The organism is Thermincola sp. GK-1 (assembly GCF_059412445.1).
Genome location: NZ_JBSQAT010000019.1, coordinates 30,117 through 46,752, shown reverse-complemented (window position 1 = coordinate 46,752; position 16,636 = coordinate 30,117). Strand labels below are relative to the sequence as shown.

At 44.1% G+C, this 16,636-nt stretch carries 17 protein-coding genes, 1 rRNA gene and 1 other annotated feature; of the genes, 15 read left to right on the top strand and 3 right to left on the bottom strand.

From position 1 onward, the window contains the following. Positions 1-277: 277 nt before the first annotated feature. Positions 278-394: ribosomal RNA gene (rrf, locus tag ACSNJE_RS14015) — 5S ribosomal RNA — on the top strand. Between the two features lie 89 nt (positions 395-483). Here rrf and ACSNJE_RS14010 read toward each other — a convergent pair. Both ACSNJE_RS14010 and ACSNJE_RS14005 read right to left on the bottom strand, forming a co-directional pair. Beyond that, positions 484-1,626 carry a C45 family autoproteolytic acyltransferase/hydrolase gene (locus ACSNJE_RS14010; RefSeq protein ID WP_474773810.1) on the bottom strand — a complete coding sequence of 381 codons (1,143 nt, stop codon included), beginning with the start codon at positions 1,624-1,626 and terminating at the stop codon, positions 484-486. A 214-nt stretch (positions 1,627-1,840) separates the two neighbouring features. Continuing rightward, a complete protein-coding gene (locus tag ACSNJE_RS14005) occupies positions 1,841-2,383 on the bottom strand; it encodes a lytic transglycosylase domain-containing protein (RefSeq protein WP_052218296.1) in 543 nt (180 codons plus the stop codon). A gap of 173 nt (positions 2,384-2,556) precedes the next feature. Between ACSNJE_RS14005 and ACSNJE_RS14000 the strand changes: the two genes are divergently transcribed. From ACSNJE_RS14000 to rsmI, 9 genes are all read left to right on the top strand, one after another. After that, positions 2,557-2,742: a sigma factor G inhibitor Gin gene (locus ACSNJE_RS14000; RefSeq protein WP_052218297.1), complete on the top strand. Its 186-nt coding sequence runs from the start codon at positions 2,557-2,559 to the stop codon at positions 2,740-2,742. Between the two features lie 131 nt (positions 2,743-2,873). Then, complete coding sequence (locus tag ACSNJE_RS13995; protein WP_474773809.1) at positions 2,874-4,340, top strand: aminotransferase class I/II-fold pyridoxal phosphate-dependent enzyme; 1,467 nt, start codon at positions 2,874-2,876, stop codon at positions 4,338-4,340. Continuing rightward, positions 4,337-4,972: a dTMP kinase gene (gene tmk / locus ACSNJE_RS13990; RefSeq protein WP_052218299.1), complete on the top strand. Its 636-nt coding sequence runs from the start codon at positions 4,337-4,339 to the stop codon at positions 4,970-4,972. Before ACSNJE_RS13995 ends, tmk begins: the two co-directional genes overlap by 4 nt. Then, positions 4,969-5,421 carry a YaaR family protein gene (locus ACSNJE_RS13985; RefSeq protein ID WP_052218300.1) on the top strand — a complete coding sequence of 151 codons (453 nt, stop codon included), beginning with the start codon at positions 4,969-4,971 and terminating at the stop codon, positions 5,419-5,421. Before tmk ends, ACSNJE_RS13985 begins: the two co-directional genes overlap by 4 nt. Before the next feature lie 52 nt (positions 5,422-5,473). Next, entirely contained in the window at positions 5,474-6,448 is a 975-nt protein-coding gene (holB, locus tag ACSNJE_RS13980; RefSeq protein ID WP_495252899.1) for a DNA polymerase III subunit delta', read from the top strand. 28 nt (positions 6,449-6,476) lie between these two features. After that, positions 6,477-7,391 carry a PSP1 domain-containing protein gene (locus ACSNJE_RS13975; RefSeq protein WP_052218302.1) on the top strand — a complete coding sequence of 305 codons (915 nt, stop codon included), beginning with the start codon at positions 6,477-6,479 and terminating at the stop codon, positions 7,389-7,391. A 42-nt stretch (positions 7,392-7,433) separates the two neighbouring features. Continuing rightward, positions 7,434-7,787, top strand: coding sequence for an initiation-control protein YabA (locus ACSNJE_RS13970; protein ID WP_013119014.1), 354 nt, complete (start codon positions 7,434-7,436; stop codon positions 7,785-7,787). Continuing rightward, complete coding sequence (locus ACSNJE_RS13965; protein ID WP_052218303.1) at positions 7,759-8,520, top strand: tRNA1(Val) (adenine(37)-N6)-methyltransferase; 762 nt, start codon at positions 7,759-7,761, stop codon at positions 8,518-8,520. Before ACSNJE_RS13970 ends, ACSNJE_RS13965 begins: the two co-directional genes overlap by 29 nt. 35 nt (positions 8,521-8,555) lie before the next feature. After that, a complete protein-coding gene (gene rsmI / locus ACSNJE_RS13960) occupies positions 8,556-9,446 on the top strand; it encodes a 16S rRNA (cytidine(1402)-2'-O)-methyltransferase (protein WP_474773807.1) in 891 nt (296 codons plus the stop codon). Between the two features lie 82 nt (positions 9,447-9,528). Here the strand turns inward: rsmI and ACSNJE_RS13955 are convergent, their stop codons facing one another. Continuing rightward, positions 9,529-9,783 (bottom strand): AbrB/MazE/SpoVT family DNA-binding domain-containing protein, encoded by a 255-nt coding sequence (locus ACSNJE_RS13955; protein WP_052218304.1) that lies wholly within the window; start codon positions 9,781-9,783, stop codon positions 9,529-9,531. Between the two features lie 309 nt (positions 9,784-10,092). Continuing rightward, positions 10,093-10,342 (top strand) — a binding site (T-box leader). A gap of 49 nt (positions 10,343-10,391) precedes the next feature. Between ACSNJE_RS13955 and metG the strand changes: the two genes are divergently transcribed. From metG to rsmA, 5 genes are all read left to right on the top strand, one after another. Then, on the top strand, positions 10,392-12,338 hold the full coding sequence (metG, locus tag ACSNJE_RS13950) for a methionine--tRNA ligase (RefSeq protein ID WP_495252901.1): 1,947 nt from the start codon (positions 10,392-10,394) through the stop codon (positions 12,336-12,338). A gap of 42 nt (positions 12,339-12,380) precedes the next feature. Beyond that, entirely contained in the window at positions 12,381-13,157 is a 777-nt protein-coding gene (locus tag ACSNJE_RS13945; protein WP_495252898.1) for a TatD family hydrolase, read from the top strand. Between the two features lie 261 nt (positions 13,158-13,418). Further along, positions 13,419-14,378, top strand: a complete 960-nt coding sequence (locus ACSNJE_RS13940; RefSeq protein ID WP_474773803.1) for a G5 and 3D domain-containing protein — start codon at positions 13,419-13,421, stop codon at positions 14,376-14,378. 213 nt (positions 14,379-14,591) lie between these two features. After that, positions 14,592-15,587 carry a resuscitation-promoting factor gene (locus ACSNJE_RS13935; RefSeq protein ID WP_495252897.1) on the top strand — a complete coding sequence of 332 codons (996 nt, stop codon included), beginning with the start codon at positions 14,592-14,594 and terminating at the stop codon, positions 15,585-15,587. A gap of 137 nt (positions 15,588-15,724) precedes the next feature. Further along, positions 15,725-16,600: a 16S rRNA (adenine(1518)-N(6)/adenine(1519)-N(6))-dimethyltransferase RsmA gene (gene rsmA, locus ACSNJE_RS13930; protein ID WP_495252896.1), complete on the top strand. Its 876-nt coding sequence runs from the start codon at positions 15,725-15,727 to the stop codon at positions 16,598-16,600. Positions 16,601-16,636: the final 36 nt, after the last annotated feature.

The following is a 16,636-nucleotide window of genomic DNA, read 5'->3' as shown; positions in this document are numbered from 1 at the left end:
AGTACAGTAATGTATTGAGCTAACCGGTACTAATAGGTCGAGGACTTGACCTAAGGCCTGAAACAGGAGGTAGTGAAGACCTCAGGTTTCTGCTCTACTCTGTCTAGTTTTGAGAGAACAGTTGATAGTTGACAGTTGGCAGTTAACAGTTAACAGTTTACAGTTGGCAGTTAACAGTTGACAGTTAACAGTTGACAGTTAACAGTTGACAGTTGACAGTTTACAGTCAACTAATAACTGTGAACTAATAACTGTAAACTAATAACTGAAATAATTTTCCGGTGACAATAGCGAGAGGGACACACCCGTTCCCATCCCGAACACGGCAGTTAAGCCTCTCAGCGCCGATGGTACTTGGCGGGGGACCGCCTGGGAGAGTAGGTCGTTGCCGGATCTTTATATGAAAAGCACTTGGCTTAAAACCAAGTGCTTTTCTTTTGCTTTGATAGTACTTACAAACCATCGGCACTGCGAAGAGGTATTTTATATTTTTCGCATGGTAAACTGCTCGAATTCTTTTTCACAGGGCTTTCCTACCAGAACTTTTACCATCCCTCGTTTTGGGAAGATAGCCACAGAGGCCATTGTTGATAATACGGGTCCGTGACGGCAAATGGAGTTGTCGCTTGGGGCACCACTATGGTTGGCTAAAATTTCTGTAAGGTTACTCGTGTCAATTGGCCCTTTGTTTAGCAGTTCTACTGCCCGGTTGTACCTGGCCTTGCTTGATTCATAAACAGGTACGCCTTGTAGCCTGGGCAGAGACTTATTCGTAAAAACTGCGTCTAGTGGAATCATATATTGTGCCATTTCCGGTGTGAGATAGTGGTTTGTGGCGACAATATAACCGTTCTCGGGGAACCGGGAAGCGGTATGCTGCCGGGAGGTTTCCAGAACCCGCATATCACCTGAAGCATCACATATTAATAGGTTGGCCCCGCTGTCCAGGCTGTATTTACTTATGAGCCTTATGGCTTCTTCCGTGCTATGGCAAGTTTCCAGGGCTTCTTGAATTAATAAGGTAATGGGAATGCTTTTTAAACTGATACTATCAGTTGGATAGGCGTTAGTATGCAGAATAGCTAATCCATGTTCGTTCAGACCGCCGTGGCTGCCGGAGAGGAAAGCTGAAGTAACCTCGATTGTTTGGCAGCCGGCAAGGGGCTTACACCTTCTGACCAGAAGCATATCCTCAAAGGGGAGAGAATAATCGAGATTTTTCAGAAGAACAGGTTCGTCTATGTCAGTGTGTTCCGGTTTTAGACCAACCAATGTACCGGAACCGAGAACATACATATTTACTTTTGGCATTAACTCCATTTCAAGAGCTTGCAGTAGATATATGATTTTATCAGGTACATCTGCACCTTCAGCTAAGCCCTTGATCCTTTCTGCCTGTTCGGGAAGCATATCCTTCATAATTTTTTTAAGGATATTTTCAGCTTTTTGCTGGCAGTGAATAATGTATAAGGCTTTGGGTGCAAGTTTGGATTTGCGAATCATATCCAGTTGTTGGGAGTTCTGAAAGGCTTCCCAGGCAGACTGGATGGCAGGTTTAGCTATGCGTCCCTGTTGAATACCAATCATGTAATGAGAGCCTACACAATCAAGAAAACGAACTGCCATTTAACTGGTGTCCCCCTTTGAGAAACTGCGGAAGCTTTTGGAATTTAATATTAAATTTTATATTTACACAATATTTGACAAAATCCTTCTTTTTGGTGTCAAAAATTCAATAACAACTACTTTTAGCGTTTTGACCATTGAGATTGTACGGACCATGCGGTGAAACGATAATTCACCTTGAAGCGAAAAAAGGCCGCCATGTGGCGGCCTTTTTTCAAGCCAGATAGTCCAGATTGCTGTTTTTTATTACCTTTTCCACGTAATTTTGAGTTTCTTTAAACGGAGGAATTCCACCGTATTTACGGACATTGCCCGGGCCGGCATTATAGGCCGCCAGGGCCAGTTTAACATCACCGTTAAACATATCCAGCATCTTTCTTAGGTACTTTGTCCCGCCGTCAATATTTTGTTTCGGATCATATGGGTCTATGACACCGAGCGATTGGGCAGTTTTAGGCATTAACTGCATTAATCCCTGAGCTCCTGCAGCAGAGCGAGCATTGGGGTTAAAATTAGATTCAGTTTTAATTACGGATTTGATTAAACCTGGAGAAACGCCATATTTTTCGGCTGCCTGCAGAATCAATTGTTCAAAATCTGCTGGAGTTGCGCGGGAACTTTGCTGTATAAAAGTATCCTGGTAGTTATTTGCTGAATTAATATTTTTACTATATAAGGTATTATTAAACCAGCCGTTTAACTGGCTACGGACTTCGCCAAACCTAAGGAAAAAAAGCAGTTCCAGTAAATTCCACACACAAATTCCTCCCCAACGAATATTAGGAATTAAAACCGAAATTGCCAAAACCTACATTTTAATAATAATATTTTTTTAAAATGTTGTAAAGCACCACCGAACCATGGAATGCATATTTTATAATGAATCTGTCCAGACTGGAGAAGTCAAGGAACCGAGCAGGAGGTGAAAGAGTGTATCGGCCTGGATACAACTGCTTTATTTGCGGAAAGGTTATTGACATACCCGAAACAGCAACCTTGACCATTCTGGGTAAACATATATGCTATGAATGTGAAAAGGCCATTGTTAATTTAACAATGGCCAACCGAAACTATGATTTTTTTAAGGAGAGAATAAAAAGGATTATTTATAACTAACGAGTAAACCGGGTGGAAAAGAAGGCCCCGGTTTTTCTGTTTTTGCCAATATTCAGGTGCGTATGGTAGTTTTCATTATAATGTGTTAAAATAAAATGATAGACAAGTTATGTTTGTATGGGGGATGGCCGTTGGATTTAAACCAAAAAGATGTTCCTATTGTCGGCGCTTTGGAATTTTACCGGAAAGCCAGGTATTCTTCATTTCATATGCCAGGACATAAAAGTGGAGAAGGTATTGATAGGCGCCTGGCGTCAATTACCGGTCGCGGGTTTTACAAAATAGACCTCACTGAACTACCTGGGCTGGATGATTTGCATGCTCCTCAGGAGTGCATAAAAGAGGCCCAGGAATTAGCAGCGGCTGCCTTTGGCGCCGGACAAACATTTTTCTCTGTCAATGGTACATCCTGCGGCATCCAGGCTGCCATAATGGCCTGCTGTAAAGAGGGAGACGCCATTGTTTTACCACGAAATGCCCACAGGTCTGCTTTGGCAGGGTTGATCCTTAGTGGGGCCAGGCCAGTATGGGTTCCGGCAGAATTGGAAAGGAATTTTGGTGTTCCTCTGCATCCGGCGCCGCTCAAATTTCTGGAACTTTTGGATACAGGCAAGCATATCAAAGCGGTTTTCTGTATTAATCCTACATATCATGGTTTTTCTGCCGAATTAAGCCCCATAATTGAAAATGCCCACCGGCTTGGCGTGCCTGTAATTATTGACGAAGCCCATGGACCGCATTTTCATTTTCACAATATGCTTCCGGCTTCGGCGATGGACCTTGGCGCTGATATTGCCATTCAAAGCACCCATAAAATGCTTACCGCCTTAAACCAGGGGTCCATGCTTCACGTGGGGAGGGAGAGCCTGATTAAACCGGAGGCAGTTTTTGAACAGCTTACCATACTTCAGACAACCAGTCCTTCTTATCTGATACTGGCTTCCCTTGATACCGCAAGAATGCAGATGGCGGTTAACGGGGAGAAACTGCTGGAAGAAACCATTGATATGGCTTTAAGCTTAAAACAGAAGATAGAGACTATAGGAGGAATAAGGTGCGCTCCAACAGACGACCCCTGTAAGCTGCTAATATCCGTAAAGGAATTGGGGGCTACAGGTTTTGCGGCTGCGGAGTATTTAAGGGAAAACTTTAATGTTCAGGTAGAATTGGCCGATCTGTTCAATATACTTCTGCTCATTACCTTTGGGAATACGAAGGAAGATTGCCAAAGGGTTGTAGATGGCTTGAACAGTCTTGCCGGTTTAAGCATGGATAAAAGACAAGCTGCCCCGAAGCGAGCTGCGGCTTTGTTTAGGGTGTCTACACTGCCGGAATGTGAACTTACCCCTAGAGAGGCATGGTTTTCGGTAAAAAGGGCAGTTCCCGTGGAGGAAGCGCGGGGATGTATCAGTGCGGAAATTGTTGCTCCATATCCGCCAGGCATTCCGTTGTTATGTCCGGGGGAAAAAATAAATGATGAAATAATTAACCAGATAAAAGAGATTCGGGCGATGGAAATAGGTGTTCAGGGTTCCCGTGACCCCAAACTTTTACATATACAGGTTGTTGATAGCCTAAGGAGGATTACAGTCTTATGACAGGGAAATTTATTACCTTTGAAGGGCCTGACGGGGCTGGGAAAACCAGCCAGATGAAAAGAGCTGCGCAGGCCCTGCAGGAAAAGGGTTACGAAGTAATTTTAACAAGGGAACCAGGTGGCACCGAGATAGGCGAAAGCATAAGAAGTATTTTGCTGGACCCGCAAAACCGGATGTCGCACCGAACCGAGGCGTTATTATATGCTGCTGCCAGAGCCCAGCACGTAGAGGAACTGATTTTACCGGCATTACAGGCCGGAAAAGTGGTTCTGTGTGACCGTTTTGCCGATTCTACCCTGGCCTATCAGGGTTACGGCCGGGGTATCAATCTTAATTTATTAAACATAGTGAATTCCTTGGCTATCGGTAGTTTAAAACCTGACTTAACTATTATTTTAGACCTTGACCCGCAGGTTGGTTTAAACAGAATCAGGAATAAACGTTTGGCGGTGGCCGGCGAGACAGAGGACCGGATAGAAATGGAAACAGTGGAATTTCACCAACGGGTGCGGGAAGGGTTTTTAAGTATTGCCCTGCAGGACCCGGGTCGGTACAAGATTATTGCTGCCGGCATGGATGAAGACAAAGTTTTTGAAAAAGTTATGGCTTGTATAAGCGGGGTGTTTTCATGAAGATAAGAGAATATCCCAAACCTTCTATAAATGACATAAGTAAGGCGTCAAAGGGTGGGAGAATCGCCGACTCCGCTTTCCGACCAAAATTTGCGGAAGAATTGGGCCACATCCAGGCAAATATAATCCAGGAAAGACTTGATGCGTTGCTGAAAGATATTAATGAACAGGCCAAGAAACTGACGGATGGTTATAATATTAAAGAGTTGGTTAAATATAAATCTTTGGTGAAAAAATTTCTTCAGGAAGCTGTGCAGAAAATGTATAAGTTACGGGAAGAAATGGGGTGGGACCGGAGAGGGAGGCACAAAATTTATTCTATTGTAGAAAGTGTTGACAAAGAATTGGAAGCACTAACCCGTATGTTTATGGAAGAACAGAAGGACAATATGGCCATATTGCACAAACTTGACGAAATTAAAGGATTGCTTCTTGACATATACTCTTAACCTCACCAAATACCGTATCTGAGGAAATCTTTGTTTGTAGGGTGAATATACGATGTGGCAGCAAATTGTTGGCCATGAAACAGTTATCAAAACATTAATCAATGCTTTAAACAACAAGAAAGTTGCCCATGCTTATTTATTAACAGGGCCGCGGGGGCTTGGGAAGGAAACTATAGCCAGAACTTTTGCGCAGGCCTTTTTTTGTGAACGGGAAGAGAGCATTCCTTGTGACCAATGCTGTAATTGCAAAAGGTTGCAGGAAGGAAATTACCCTGATTTTCACATCATAGAACCTATAGGGAATGCAATAAAAATAGAGCAGATAAGAAACATACAAAAATCCTGCCAATATAAGCCTTACGAGGGGATAGGCAGGGTTTATCTGATTAAAAATGCGGAGGCTATGACTGTAGAGTCGGCCAATTGTTTGCTTAAAGTATTGGAGGAACCTAACGAAAACACTGTTTTTTTATTGACAGCGGAGAATCCGTACATGTTACTGCCTACCGTTTTATCAAGGTGCCAGAGGCTGAATCTCCGGCCTGTTCCGCCCTCTGTTCTTGCGGATTGGCTTATTAAACAGGGGCTTGATTCCGAACGGGCGCGGGTAATAAGTGCCTTAAGCGATGGAGCGCCTGGAAAGGCGCTGAACCTGATTTCCCCGAAAGAGCCGGACCGACGGGAAACCGTTGTTGCAAAAGCGGCTCAGATTCAACGGGGTGATGTCATAACAGCCCTCAGAATAGCAGAAGACATGGAAAAGGACAAAGATGCGGTAAAGGAAGATTTGGATTTACTGGCTACCTGGTATAGGGACTTACTGGTATGGGCAAAAACAAGAGAAACACGTCTGTTGATAAATTTGGATTTCTTGGATGAGATAAAAAAACAGGCTCTGGGGTTAGATATTAATAAGATCGGCAAGGATTTAAACGACATAATGAAAACCAGAAGAAACATTCAGTCCAATGTTAATTTAAAACTCAGCCTGGAAACATTGCTGCTTAAACTTTCCAAAAGCGCGTAATAATAGAAGTATGGGAGGTTGCCGAAGAATGATAGACGTAGTAGGAATTCGCTTCAAGCCGGCGGGAAAAATATATTATTTTGACCCCGGTGGCCTGGAGTTTGAAAAGGACGATGTAGTCATTGTCGAGACGACAAGAGGCATAGAAGCAGGTTATGTGGTGATAAGCAACAAAAAAGTTGAAGAATCGGAAATTGTGGCGCCCCTGAAAAAGGTTATCAGGAAAGCCACTGATGTCGATTTGAAGCAGATTGAAATTAACAAAAGTAAGGAAACAAAAGCCTTTGCAATTTGTCTTGAAAAGATTAAGGAACACGGGTTGCCGATGAAGTTGGTGGATGTGGAATATACTTTTGACGCGAACAAGATCATTTTTTATTTTACTGCTGACGGACGCATTGATTTCAGGGAACTGGTTAAAGATCTGGCGGCTATTTTCAGAACCCGGATTGAACTCAGGCAAATCGGTGTGCGTGACGAAGCCAAAATGTTAGGCGGGTTGGGTTCGTGTGGACGTGGTCTTTGTTGTGCTACTTTTTTGGGTGAATTTCAGCCCGTATCTATACGTATGGCCAAGGACCAAAACTTGTCTTTGAACCCTACTAAGATTTCAGGGATATGCGGGCGGTTAATGTGCTGCCTTAAATACGAAAATGAAGCTTATGAAGAAGAAAGAAAGCTCTACCCTGAAGTGGGGACTATCGTGGAAACATCCGTAGGCGAAGGCAAGATCGTGGGTATTAACATCCTGAAAAAGGCTGTAACGGTGGAATTAAAAGAAAGTAAGCAGCAAATTGACCTGACCATGGACCAGATTAAAGTACTTTGTCCCAAAGGTGCCGATAGGTGCTGTCGAAAAAACAGAAATCCGGAACCTGAAAAAGACAGGATTGAGGACGTGGATTTCAACGAAAGGGAGAAACTTTTCAGCGAGCTTGAATAGATACCGAATAACCGGAAACGACATTTTGTGGAGGGAAAGCTGTTGAAGCAATTAACCAATCTAATTATAGAATTTGAAGAAAAAATATCTGAGTTGGTTAAAGAGCTGCAAAACCTTAAAATGCGTGCCTATGCATTAGAAGATGAAAACGAAAAGCTACGGAAGGAAATATCGGAGGTGTACCAGTTTTATACCAAAGAAGGGCGTAGTGGAAAAGGGAACGTTCAGGCGCCCAAAGAAGGGTTGGAAAACCTGGCCAGGCTTTATAATGAAGGTTTTCACATTTGCCACCTGCATTTCGGACAATCCAGAAACAACAGCGACTGCCTTTTCTGTATGGGCTTTCTGAAAAAGGGGATTCAGCGAGATGTCCAAGTTAAGGAAAACCGGCTTTAATCTGAAACCCGGAGAACGGCTTGATGACCTGGTACGCAATGATTTAAAAATTATTCAACGTCCAGGTTCTTTTTGTTTTTCAATTGATGCTGTGTTATTAGCTAACTTTGCTTCTGTGAAAAAAGGCGATTTAATAGTTGATTTGGGGACAGGCAGTGGCGTAATACCTATTCTACTTACTACCCGGCAGCAGGTGGACCATATTATTGGCATAGACATCCAGGCAGAAGCGGTGGACAGAGCGGTTCGCAGTGTTACGGGCAACGGGCTGCAGGGGTTGATAACCATACGGGAAGGCGATATAAGAAATGCCTCGGCGGAGCTTGGCCTGGGCAAGTTTGACCTTGTTACTGCTAATCCCCCTTATTTGCCTGCCGGACAAGGAAAAATCAATCTCAACAAAGAAATTGCCCTGGCGCGCCACGAATTATGCTGCAGCATGGAGGACGTACTGAGGGAAGGGGCTCGGCTGTTAAATTCCAATGGCCGGCTGGCCATGGTTCACCGTCCCGAAAGGATGGTCGATATCATATTTACCATGAAGCGGTATGGGTTGGAACCGAAAAGGCTGCAGCTTGTTTACCCGGCACTGGGGAAAAAACCTAATATTTTGTTGATTGAGGCCATCAAGGGGGCCATGCCGGGTTTGGAAGCGCTGGAACCTTTATTAGTTTATGATGAACAGGGGAATTATACAAAAGAGCTGATGGAAATATATTACCCGGGTCGGTAGGAAAAAAGCTTAGATAGATAGGAGCGGAGATTTCCGTGGGTGAAAACATGGCCGAAAACAATAAAAACAGTAAGTTAACCCCGCATACGGGTGTTCTTTATCTTTGCCCAACCCCGCTAGGCAACCTGGAAGATATAACCCTGCGGGTTTTAAGGCTTTTGAAGGAATGTGATTTAATTGCGGCTGAAGACACGCGGAGGACCATTAAGTTGCTTAACCATTATGTCATAAAAACTCCATTAACCAGTTACCACGAACATAACGAAAAGGCTAAAGGGTCCAAGTTGATTCAGGAATTATTGGCAGGTAAAAATATTGCATTGGTAAGTGACGCAGGTATGCCGGGTATTTCAGATCCCGGGCAGGTTATTGTAAAAATGGCTTTGGATAAAGGAATTAAAGTGGTTCCTGTACCGGGGGCTTCTGCGGGTATTACCGCATTAGTGGCGTCTGGACTTGATACCGGTCGTTATGTATTTGAAGGCTTTTTACCTAAAGAGAAGAAAAAGCGCAGGCAAATCTTACAACAACTGGCTGACGAAGAACGCACTATCATTTTGTACGAGGCGCCCCACCGGTTGCAAACGACCCTGGAGGAATTAAACCGGTTTTTGGGCAATAGGAAAATGGTACTGGCCAGGGAACTGACCAAAGTTCATGAAGAGTTTTTACGCGGCAGTATTTCCGAAATCACAGCCCGGCTTGCCGACAAGGAAATTAAAGGGGAACTTTGCCTGGTAATTGAAGGAGCTGAACGCAAACAAAAAAAAGATGACCTTCCGGTATGGGAAGGCCGAACACTGATTGAACAGGTTCAAGCTTTAATGAAGCAGGGTTTATCTAAAAAAGAGGCAATAAAAGAGGTAGCAAATAAAATGGGTAAACCTAAGCGGGAGGTCTATAATGAAATAATAAAGCATGAATAGCAATAAAGTTGGTAGTGGACTGAGATATTTTTTTATGCACTAAAAAAGAAAGACACAGTCTTTCTTTTTGAGGTGTGGCATATTAAAATGTATCTGCTGCTTTGGCCATGGAAATTACACATTCGCGGCAAACGTTTTTGCCTTTGAAATGCTGCACGTTGTCGGCATTGCCACAGAATATGCAGGCCGGTTCGTATTTTTTCAGGATAATTTTTTCGCTGTCAACGTAAATTTCTAAAGCATCTTTTTCATCGATGCCTAAAGTCCGCCGGAGTTCAATAGGAATAACAACCCGACCGAGCTCATCTACTTTTCGTACAATTCCTGTGGATTTCACTATCTTCTCCCCTTCCGCATAATTCGACAAATTTCTTATAACTAAATGATACCAACCATGCCATTAAAAGTCAACCCTTTTTTATTTCAGTATAACTGTAAACAGGTTCCAATAAAATGAATTCTGTGCTAATTGTTAAAATCCTGCAAGTTTGGCAAAAAAATTAGTCTCATAACTGTAAAAACGAAAAATTATTACAGGGAATATTGGTTGGTTTTTCAGGGTAAACTTGACAAAAGGTACATTGTTGATTATTATCTATTTATAATTATTTTTCGGCAATCACCAGGTAGAAAAACCTAATATGGACTAAAGGTTATGACGGGAAAGAGTAGATTTGGTAGTATTTGCCCAGAGAGTGGGGGGAAGGTGCGAGCCCTGCCAAAGAACCCATTTTGAACATGGTCCCAGAACCGAAGGCTGAAATTTATTTAAAAGTAGGCCGTTACGGGTAAGCTCCGTTATGCAGCTTCGGGTATGACTGTACCTGGTAGAGGCTTTTACTTTAAGTAAAAGTAAAATTGGGTGGTACCACGAAGGTGTTCCTCTCGTCCCATTATGTTGGGCGGGAGGTTTTATTTTTGAAAATCTTTTGGAGAGGAGTAGAGTTGATGAAAAAGACCTTTTATATCACAACGCCGATCTATTATCCCAGTGATAACTTGCATATTGGCCATGCCTATACCACGGTGGCTGCCGATACTATTGCCCGGTATAAACGGATGACGGGTTATGACGTGCGCTTTCTTACCGGAAGTGACGAGCATGGCCAAAAAATTGAGCGTACCGCAAAAGCCCGCGGAGTTGAGCCGATTGATTATGTGGACAGAATTGTGGCCGGGTTTAAAAACCTCTGGCACCACTTGGATGTTCATTATGATGATTTTATCAGGACAACAGAACCGCGGCACAAGGAAGTGGTACAGAAAATATTTACCCGCCTTTATGAACAGGGAGATATTTACAAATCAGAGTACGAGGGTTTATACTGCACTCCCTGTGAAACATTTTGGACGGAGCGGCAGGCTGAGGAAGGAAACTGCCCTGATTGTGGGCGCCCGGTAGAAAGGGTCAGGGAGGAAAGTTATTTCTTCAGAATGTCCAAATATGCTGACCGACTTCTCCGGTATATTGAAGAAAACCCTGATTTTATTCAGCCTGTTTCGCGGCGCAACGAAATGGTTAACTTTATCAAACAGGGGCTGGAAGACCTTTGTGTATCAAGGACTACTTTTGACTGGGGCATTAAGGTTCCCTTCGACCCTAAACATGTGGTTTATGTTTGGGTTGATGCTCTCACTAACTATATTTCCGCCCTTGGATACGGCACCGAAAACGACGAGCTTTACAAAAAGTACTGGCCTGCCGATGTCCACTTGGTAGGAAAGGATATTGTACGTTTTCATACGATTATATGGCCGATATTATTGATGGCTATCGGCGAGCCTTTGCCGAAAAAGGTTATGGGCCATGGCTGGCTACTCCTGGAAGGCGGCAAAATGTCCAAGTCAAAGGGGAATGTTATCGACCCTCTTGTTCTCATAGACAAATATGGGGTTGACGCTATCCGGTATTATTTGCTGAGAGAACTTCCTTTTGGTTCGGACGGGTACTATGCCGAAGAAGCTTTAATACAAAGGATAAATTCCGACTTGGCCAATGACCTGGGGAACTTGATTTCCAGGACCATTGCCATGGTGGAGAAGTATTTTAGCGGTATGGTGCAGGCGCCCACGGCAAAAGAAGAAATAGACGAAGATTTACGGCAATTGGCCATGGTTACTGTAGAAGATTACCGTAACCAAATGGAAAAATTAGAATTAAGCAATGCTCTGGCCAGTATATGGAAATTAATTGGCCGTGCCAACAAGTATATTGATGAAACGGCTCCCTGGATTCTGGCCAAGGATGAGGCGAAGCGGCCCAGATTGGGTACGGTTTTATATAACCTGTTGGAAGTAATCCGGATAGTCACTGTCCTCGTATCCCCTTTTATGACCAGGCTTCCGGACAAGGTTTGGGTTCAATGTGGGCTTAGCGGAAAAGAGGAATGTACCACGTGGGAATCTGTCCAGAATTGGGGGCGGTTCCCTGCTAATATTAATGTGAAGCGGGGGGAAGCCCTGTTCCCCAGAATTGAGGTAAAAAAGGAGCGGGAAGCTGTGGAGGAAAAGGATAACACTGCTATACAGGCTGCAACCAAGGAGGAGCCTGCCGGGGAAAAACAGTATATTACCATTGAAGAGTTTGCCAGAATTGATTTGCGTCTGGCGGAAATAGTTAAGGCAGAAAAAGTGGAAAAGGCTGACAAGTTAATTAAGCTGGAGGTGGCTTTGGGCGAGGAGCGCCGTACTATAGTTGCCGGTATAGCCCAACATTACAGCCCCAATGAACTGATAGGCAAAAAGATAGTGGTGGTGGCAAATCTCAAGCCTGCCAAATTGAGAGGAATTTTGTCCGAAGGTATGCTGCTGGCGGCATCCCATGACGGGAACCTTGGTGTGCTTACCATTGACCCGGGAAAAGAAGTGCCCAGTGGCGCGAAGGTTAAATAAGCCCGGTGGGATGAAGGTTATATAAGTTTTGGAGGTAACAGGATGCTTATTGACGCACATGCTCACCTGGATGATAGCAAATATGAGCAGGACCGCCACGAGATGTTGATGCGGGCGAAAGAACGGGGAGTCACCCATATTGTTAATGTAGGCTATGACCTGCCTTCCTCAAAACGGTCTATCCAACTGGCGGAAGAATACGAATTTATTTTTGCCGCCGTTGGCGTGCATCCCCATGATGTAAAAGAAGCTCCGCAGGATATTCTTGACCGGCTTAAGGACTTGGTTATCCATCCCAAGGTTGTGGCCATAGGCGAAATTGGGCTGGATTATTACCGTGACTTGTCGCCAAGGGAACTGCAGCAGGAAAGGTTCAGGGAACAGATTGAACTGGCTATTGAAGTGGGGTTGCCTATTATAGTTCACGATCGGGAGGCCCATGGGGATACTGTGGCTATTTTAAAGGAGTATGAGGGCCGGGTAGCCGGGGTGCTGCACTGTTTTTCCGGGAGCTGGGATATGGCCAGGGAATGTATTAATATGGGATATTACATATCCTTTGCCGGCCCGGTCACCTTCAATAATGCCAATAAGCTGCGGGAAGTGGCCGCAAAAGTGCCTCTTCACCGCCTCTTGGTGGAAACGGATGCTCCGTACCTGACACCGGAACCGCATAGGGGTAAGCGAAATGAATCAGCTTATGTTTATTATGTGGCCGAAAGAATCGCGCAGCTGCGCAATATACCGGTGGAAGAGCTGGCCCATGCGGCGGCGGAAAATACCCTGCGGTTATTTAGAAAGATGAACGGGACTGTTTAAGTGAGCATCGAAAATTTTTACGTTGGTCCGTATAGGTGGTATTACCTTGGGACCAAATTTTTTTTTGATGTAATCAATAATTGTTAGGGTTTTTTATTGCGCACATCTGGATGTCTTTAACCTCCCCTTTATTCATTATGCAGCTTTGTCAACAAGCCTTTTTGGAACAGATCCCCTTTCTTGCAGTTCCTGTAATTTTTTGGCCCAGCTTGTCATAAAAATTAACTAAACATGGCCATTAAATTATGGGGGGTGCGCTCGTTGTCGGCAGATGTCAGGTACTTTCATCCCGAGGCGCTTCTGCCCGAATACATTACGACAAGTAAAAAAGACCGGGCGGAATTGGGGTTGAGGCATGCGATTAACAGGAACCAGGTACTTGTAGCTTATTTATTGCTGATTATTACTGTGGTGTTGGTAACTGTTACCGCTGTAAAGAGTCTGCACAGGGTTACAATAATTGGATGGCATTTTCGGGCCGGCGCGCGAGTAGATAATATGATGACAAAAGAAGTCTTGCGCTGCCTGGGTATATACAGATTGGCCAATAAAGCGGGTTGGGTGGTGACGGACGACAGGGCGGCCTTAAAAAAACCGGGCAGATATCTTTTTGTTGACCGAAAACTTGACAGCAAAATAAATAAAGATACAAGGATTAATCTGGTATATTATAAAATAGCGGAGGAATGCCGGGAAATAAGGATACCCTACCGAGTATTGGTCAAAAAAACTCCTTATTTACTGCCGGGTCAAAAGAGGTTAGTACAGAAGGGCCGGACAGGCGTCAGGAAAGATTATTACTTTATTGTATGGCAGAATGGTAAAAAAATTCAAAACAAAAAAACTGCTTCTGAAGTAGCGGTAGCTCCCAGACAGGAGATTGTCCAGGAAGGAATGCCTTTTGTCCGGCTGTCCAGAGGGGTGACTTTTATCGGTTTTAACCGGTCGGTGCCCAAGGGTATTCAGCTTTTTTCTTCCACTGCATATACGCATACCGGTTTCCGTACTGCCACCGGCATAAAGCCCCGGATAGGCGTGGTGGCTGTCGACCCGCGGGTAATCCCTTTTGGAACGAAGATGTTTATTCCCGGTTATGGTTATGCTGTGGCTGCTGATACCGGGGGTGCTATCAAAGGAAGAAAACTGGATGTATTTTTTGAAACAAGGGCAGAAGCTCTGAAATGGGGCAGAAGATGTGTAAAAGTGACCATTTTAGGATAAAATTCAACGTATATTCTGGTATTTGTCGGAATTTTGGACAATTTGCTTTTGTTTTTCAGCAGGAATTTGTAGTGGCGGTATTGAACATTTAATTAAGACAAAGAATTCAAAAATCAATTCGCGTTGACAATATTCCCTGAGATGGGTTAAAATAGATGCACATATCTTTCGCCACAAAAAAATCGTTTCAAAAAGCTAATAGGGAGTGATCTGATGCAAGCATACACCCCCCCGAGAGAAACTGCAGGTTTTTTTCGCAGCAAGCTGGTCATTATTGGGCTCGGGGTCGTTGTATTGGCTGGTCTGATATTGGGAGTAATCGCACAACAAAACAAGGAAATTAAAATAGTTGATGACAGGAAATCATATGAAGTTACAGTTTTTGGCGGAACTGTTAATGATGCATTGGCTAAGGCAGGAATTAAACTTTATGACAGGGACCTGGTTGAGCCAGGCTTAAAAACCAGGCTTCATGAGGGAATGAAAATTACCGTGACCAGGGCAATTGACGTTAACGTGATTGCCGACGGACAAACGACCAAGGTACGTACACCGCTGCGCACAGTAAAAGAAATTCTTAGGGATGCGGAAATCAAAATTAGCCCGTTGGATAAAGTTGAACCGCAATTAGATGATGAATTAACCAACGGGGACATCATCAGGATTACCCGTGTGACAGAAAAAACTGTTTTTGAGAATCGGACTATTGCTTTTAAGACGGAACGGCAACCCGACAACAGGCTTTATAGAGGCATTACTCATGTCGTAAGAGTGGGTAAAAACGGCGTTGCCCAGCGAACAGTCAAAGTTACGCTGGAAAACGGAAAGGAAGTAAAGAGAGAGGTTGTCGGCGAAAAGGTTGTCAAAGAACCGGTTAATAAAATAGTGGCTTTTGGAACATTGAGGGAAAAAACCGTTTCGCGGGGAGGCTCGATCAGGTTTTCCCGGGTAATGGTAATGAATGCAACCGGTTATACTTATACAGGGCACAATACAGCCAGTGGTATTCCGCCGCGCCCGGGGGTAGCAGCCGTTGACCCGGAGGTAATTCCTTTGGGAACCAAACTTTATATCGAAGGCTACGGATACGCTACTGCTCTGGATGTGGGAAGCGCCATAAAGGGAAATAAAATTGACCTGTTCTTTGCCACTGAGGCCCAGGCTGACAGATGGGGGCGCAGAAACACAAAGGTTTATATATTGGAGTGAAGGGGGAAAGGGGTTAACCCTATCCCTTTTTTCTTAAACATTGCAAAAAGTTGCCCTGTTATTTACAATTACGGTTACCGGGTCGCGTCAGCCTTTTACGCCGGCGGGGTTAAATAATAGAAGGAGGCGCTGGGCATTTGGGATCTCTTGCATCTCCGGTTGTAGTAAAAAACATAATTGAGAAATATGGCTTTCGCTTCAAAAAAGCCCTTGGACAGAATTTTTTAATTGACCGGAACGTTGTAACTAACATATGTAAGATAGCTGACCTGAAAAAATCGGATTTAGTTGTGGAAATCGGCCCCGGCATAGGGACTTTGACGGAACAACTTGCCCATTACGCCGGTCATGTTATTGCTGTTGAATTGGACAAGGATTTAATCGGCATTCTGGAAGAAAATCTAAGAGCTTATGCTAATGTCACCATAATCCAAAACGATATTCTGAAGGTGAATTTGGATAAGGTAGTTGGGGATTTCAGAAAGGAACATGACCTGGCTGAAGGACCATATAAGGTAGTGGCTAATTTGCCATATTACATCACCACTCCTGTTCTTATGTACCTGATGGAAAATAAATTTAACATATCCGAGATTGTCGTAATGATTCAAAAAGAAGTAGCGGAACGGATTGCTGCTCAGCCAGGCAGTAAAGATTACGGCGCCCTCAGTCTGGCCGTAAGATATTACACGGAACCGGCGCTGGTGATGAGGATCCCGCGTACAGTATTTATACCGAAACCGGAAGTGGATTCTGCGGTTATCAAATTAAAGCGCTTAAGCCGGCCGCCGGTGGAAGTGAAGGATGAAGAATTGCTGTTTCGAATTATCAGGGCTGCATTCGGCCAGCGCCGAAAAACCTTGTTAAATTCGTTACGCGGGGGATTGGGCTGCGACAAAGAGGTCATAAAAAAAGCCCTGACGCAAGTGGGCATTAACCCGGAACGACGGGGAGAAACCCTGACTTTACAGGAATTTGCAGTGCTGAGCAACAGTTTCAGCAAAATGTCTTAGTAAATCAAAAACAAAGCCGCTCTGACAAGTAGCATT